The organism is Streptomyces mayonensis (assembly GCF_018982965.1).
GTDB lineage: Bacteria > Actinomycetota > Actinomycetes > Streptomycetales > Streptomycetaceae > Streptomyces > Streptomyces mayonensis.
The window spans coordinates 1-4,566 of sequence record NZ_JACBYP010000221.1 but is presented as its reverse complement, the minus strand read 5'-3'; the positions used below and the strand labels follow the sequence as shown (position 1 = coordinate 4,566).

Annotated in this window: 5 protein-coding genes; 4 read left to right on the top strand and 1 reads right to left on the bottom strand. The window is 72.5% G+C overall.

Annotated elements, in window-relative coordinates; genetic code table 11:
• The first annotated feature begins 189 nt into the window (after window positions 1-189).
• Window positions 190-1,410 carry a sensor histidine kinase gene (locus HZS56_RS37220; protein WP_374201245.1) on the top strand — a complete coding sequence of 407 codons (1,221 nt, stop codon included), beginning with the start codon at window positions 190-192 and terminating at the stop codon, window positions 1,408-1,410.
• Window positions 1,410-2,045, top strand: coding sequence for a response regulator (locus HZS56_RS37215; RefSeq protein ID WP_216725229.1), 636 nt, complete (start codon window positions 1,410-1,412; stop codon window positions 2,043-2,045). The genes HZS56_RS37220 and HZS56_RS37215 overlap by 1 nt, the downstream gene beginning before the upstream one ends.
• A gap of 42 nt (window positions 2,046-2,087) precedes the next feature.
• Here the strand turns inward: HZS56_RS37215 and HZS56_RS37210 are convergent, their stop codons facing one another.
• On the bottom strand, window positions 2,088-3,020 hold the full coding sequence (locus HZS56_RS37210) for a LysR family transcriptional regulator (RefSeq protein WP_216725228.1): 933 nt from the start codon (window positions 3,018-3,020) through the stop codon (window positions 2,088-2,090).
• 137 nt (window positions 3,021-3,157) lie between these two features.
• Here HZS56_RS37210 and HZS56_RS39180 point away from each other — a divergent pair, with 137 nt between their 5' ends.
• Entirely contained in the window at window positions 3,158-3,241 is an 84-nt protein-coding gene (locus HZS56_RS39180; protein WP_359920292.1) for a putative leader peptide, read from the top strand.
• 151 nt (window positions 3,242-3,392) lie between these two features.
• Window positions 3,393-4,532, top strand: a complete 1,140-nt coding sequence (gene sfnG / locus HZS56_RS37205) for a dimethylsulfone monooxygenase SfnG (protein WP_216725227.1) — start codon at window positions 3,393-3,395, stop codon at window positions 4,530-4,532.
• Window positions 4,533-4,566 lie beyond the last annotated feature (34 nt).

The following is a 4,566-nucleotide window of genomic DNA, read 5'->3' as shown; positions in this document are numbered from 1 at the left end:
GTACCCCCAGGGCGGCACGGGTGGGCGCTGCGGCACCCCGTAAGCGCCGGGCTGCGCGACCCGCCCCCGGCCCGCCCCCCCGCCGGGCGCCCCGGCCCCGCGGGGGCGCACGCCCCCGGCCCCGCCCCCGAACCCGCCCGGGTCGGACGATCTTGCCCGGGTTGTGCCGCCCGGCTACGCTCGGTCGGCGTGCAAGGGGATTCGGCGGACACGACCGTCCGGCCTCTCCCGACGGAGGCCGGCGGCGAGCCGCTGGGGGACGAGGGGACGGCAGCACCGCCCCCGGCGCTGCCCCGGCGGGTGGCCGGTGTCCTGCTGAGCTGCCCGGCCGCGCTGCTGGGACTGGCGTACTTCGTCGGTGTCGGCGTCCCGCTCGGCCCGCTGCTGCTGTGGCCGCGCACCCGCGGGCGGGCGTACGCCGTCCTGATCGCCGGTGCCCGACGGCTGACGGGGCTCGAACGCCGGCGCCGTTCCTTCTTCTTCGGGGACCGCTTCCCCGACCGTCCCGTGCCCGGCCCCCGCGTGCTGCACTACCTCGCCGCCCGTACGTACGCCGGTCTGCTCACCGGTGTCGTGCTCGGCCTGCTCGCCTTCGGTGCCGTCCTCGCGGGTCTGCTCGTCGCGAGCCTGCTCCGGGGCACCCTCGCATGGCAGGAGCTGCTCGGCCAGGTCCTGCTCGGCGGGGTGCTGCTCTTCCTCGACGTGCAGGGCCTGTTCTCGCTGGAGGCGCTCGACGCGCGGCTGGCCCGCGAGTGCTTCGGCCCCTCCGAGGGCGAGCTGATGCAGCGGCGCATCGACGAACTGGCCACCAGCCGGGCGGCGGTGCTCCAGGCGGTCGACGCCGAGCGCCGGCGCATCGAACGCGACCTGCACGACGGGGTGCAGCAGCGACTGGTGGCCGTGGCGATGCTCCTCGGACGGGCCCGTCGCGGCGGCCGCACGCCCGAGCAGGCGCGCGCCCTGCTGGACCAGGCGCACCGGGAGTCGCAGGACGTCCTGACCGAACTGCGGGAAGTGGCCTGGCGGGTGTACCCGGCGGCACTGGACAGCCTGGGGCTCCAGGAGGCGCTCGCGGGGGTGTCCGAGCGGTGCGGCATTCCCGTACGGACGGACTTCGCGCTCGCGGAACCGCTGCCCGCCTCCGTGGAGACCGCCGCGTACTTCGTCGTCTCGGAGGCCGTCACCAACGCCGCGAAGCACTCGGCCGCCACCCGGATTCGGGTGAGCGTCCGCCGGCACGGACCGGTCCTCGTCGTCCGGGTCGAGGACGACGGCGTCGGCGGCGCGAGGCCGGAGGGCGGCGGACTGACCGGGCTGCAGGGCCGGGTCGGTGCGCTGGACGGCCGGCTGCACGTCCACAGCCCCACCGGGGGACCCACCACGATCACCGCGGAGCTGCCGTGCGCGTAATGCTGGCCGAGGACTCGACCCTGCTGCGGGAGGGGCTGGTCCGGCTGCTCGTCGAGGAGGGCCACGAGGTCCCCGCCGCGGCGGGTGACGCCCTCACCCTGCTGCGGGAGGTCGAGGCCGGTCCGCCGGACCTGGTCGTCGTGGACATCAGGATGCCGCCCACCCACACGGACGAGGGGCTGCGGGCCGCGCTGGAGATCCGCGAACGGTGGCCCGGAGTCGGGGTCCTGGTGCTGTCCCAGCACCTGGAGCGCACCTACGCGGCGCAACTCCTGGCGTCGGGTGCGGAACGCGTCGGCTACCTGCTCAAGGACCGGGTCGCCCAGGTGGAGGAGTTCCTCGACGCGCTGGAACGGATCCATGCGGGCGGCGCCGCCATCGACCCCGAGGTCGTACGGCAGTTGGTGGTCCGTACGACGCACACCGACCCGCTCTCCCGGCTGACCCCCCGCGAGCGCAGCGTCCTGGAGACGCTGGCCCAGGGACACACCAACGCGGCCATCGGGGAGAAGCTGCACATCTCCCAGAGCACCGTGGAGAAGAACCTCAACGCGGTCTTCGACAAGCTCGACCTCGCGCACACCGGCGGGTACAACCGCCGGATCCTGGCGGTCCTGCGGTACCTGGAGTCCTGACGCTCGACGTGCCGGACGCCGTGCCGGGGAGCGGGCCGCCCCTCACGTCCCCGACGGCCGGACGCCACCCCGCCCGCCGCTCAGCTCCCGTGCCCGCCGTACGAAGGTGCCGTGCAGGTCGTCGGCCGCCTGCGGTACGGAGTCCGCGCGGCGGCGCTGCAGCATCAGACGTACCTTGGTCGTGTCCCCGGCGAGCGGCCGGTACGTGATCGTGCCGAGCCGCTCCAGCGGGTCGCCGACGACGCTGAAGTCCGGCAGGACCGTCGCCCCGAGCCCCTCGGCGACCATCAGCTTGCCCATCTCCGCACCGTCGGTGGAGTACGAGAAGGACGGGGTGCGCCCGCCCAGAAAACGGTGGACGTACCGGTGCATCGCATAGCCGGTGCGCATCGCGATCAGCGGCTGGGCGATCAGGTCGGACGCCGACACCGCGGGCAGGGCGGCGAGCGGGCTGTCGGGACGTACGCAGACCACCGGCCGGCCGCGCAGCAGTTCGGCGGAGTGCAGACCCGCGGGCATGTCGTCGCCGTCGAGGTGATTGACCAGGCCGAGGTCGAAACCGCCCTCGGACAGGGAGCGCTGGATGTCGGCCTGCTGCGCCGCCACCACCTCGACCTGGGTGGCCGGATGCGTGGCCCGGAACTCCCGCACCACCGGAACGACCAGCGGGACCGTCGCCGCGTTGACCGTCCCCACCCGGACCATCCGGCTGACCCGGTGCTGCTCGCCGGCGGCCGTGCGCAGCCGGTCCACCGCCTCGAGGACCCCGACGATGTGCGGCAGCAGTTCCCTGCCCTCCGCGCTCATCGTGGCCCCGGACCGCTTGCGCTCCAGCAGGTCGACGCCCAGCTCCCGTTCCAGGTTCCGGACGGTCTCGCTCAGTGCGGGCTGGGAAAGGCGCAGCTCCTCGGCGGCCCGGCGAAGGGAGCCGAGCCGGGTGACGGCCGCGATGTATTCGAGCTGTTCCGTACGCACCGCATCAGAATTCTGTCCCGCTCGCGGACCGTGCAAGGGTTTCCCTGTCACACCTTCGTTAAATTCAATGGTCCGTGATACGAGACCTATCGGGTTTACCTTGACTGGCGCGTACGCGCGCTGCCACGATCTGGGACATGAAGATGCGACTGGAACTCACGCGGCGACGCCATGTCGACCTCGCGCGCGTCGCCAGCGCCTCCTGTTGCGCCGCGGCCTGATCTCCCTCTTCTCCGATCCGCCGCCGTATCCCACCCCTTCCCGGAACACCCGTCGTCGCCGGTACGGCCGTGTTCCCGCACGCCGCATTCCGGGCAGCCGTACGCCCGTTGAATTCCGGCGTGCCCAAGGACGTCACCAACAGGAGTACGTATGTCCGCGCCCGTTTCCACAGCGCCCGCGAAATTCGCCTACTGGGTCCCCAATGTCAGTGGCGGCCTGGTCACCAGCAAGATCGAGCAGCGTACCGACTGGGGGTACGAGTACAACCGGGAACTGGCCGTCCTGGCCGAGAACAACGGGTTTGAATACGCGCTGAGCCAGGTCCGGTACATGGCCAGTTACGGCGCCGAGTTCCAGCACGAGTCGACCGGTTTCAGCCTCGCCCTGCTGCTGGCCACCGAGCGGCTGAAGGTCATCGCCGCCGTCCACCCCGGCCTCTGGCACCCGGGGGTCCTCGCCAAGTTCGGCGCCACCGCCGACCACCTCTCGGGCGGACGTTTCGCCGTGAACGTCGTCTCCGGCTGGTTCAAGGGCGAGTTCACCGCCCTCGGCGAGCCCTGGCTGGAGCACGACGAGCGCTACCGCCGCTCCGAGGAGTTCATCCGCGCCCTGCGCCAGATCTGGACCGAGGACCACACCGAACTCGCCGGGGACTTCTACCGGCTGCGGGACTTCTCCCTCAAGCCCAAACCCCTCAACACCCCCGAGCGGCCGCACCCGGAGATCTTCCAGGGCGGCAACTCCACCGCCGCCCGTGCCATGGCCGGCCGCGTCTCCGACTGGTACTTCTCCAACGGCAAGGACTTCGACGGCGTCTCCGAGCAGCTCGCCGACGTCCGGGCCGCCGCCGCCCAAGCGGGCCGTACCCCGCCGAAGTTCGCGCTCAACGGCTTCCTCATCGCCCGCGACACCGAGGCCGAGGCCCGGGAGACCCTGCGCGAGATCGTCGCGAAGGCCGACACCGAGGCCGTCGAGGGCTTCAGTGCCGCCGTCAAGCAGGCGGGGCGGTCCACCGCGGACCAGAAGGGCATGTGGCAGGACTCCGGTTTCGAGGACCTCGTCCAGTACAACGACGGCTTCCGCACCGGGCTCATCGGCACCCCCGAGCAGATCGCGGAGCGCATCGTCGCCTACCGGCGGCTCGGCGTCGACCTCTTCCTGCTCGGCTTCCTGCACTACCACGAGGAGGTCCGGTACTTCGGCGAGCGCGTCCTGCCGCTCGTACGCGAACTGGAGGCCGGCCTCCCCGACCGGGAGGCGCCCTCGCCGTCCTCCGCCCTGCCCGTCTGACCGCCCCCGCGCCCGCGCCCGCCCTCCCCACACC

Coding starts and splice junctions, on each gene's coding strand:
- HZS56_RS37215 (WP_216725229.1), top strand. CDS start 1,410: ATGCTGGCCGAGGACTCGACCCTGCTGCGGGAGGGGCTGGTCCGGCTG.
- HZS56_RS39180 (WP_359920292.1), top strand. CDS start 3,158: ATGAAGATGCGACTGGAACTCACGCGGCGACGCCATGTCGACCTCGCG.
- sfnG (WP_216725227.1), top strand. CDS start 3,393: ATGTCCGCGCCCGTTTCCACAGCGCCCGCGAAATTCGCCTACTGGGTC.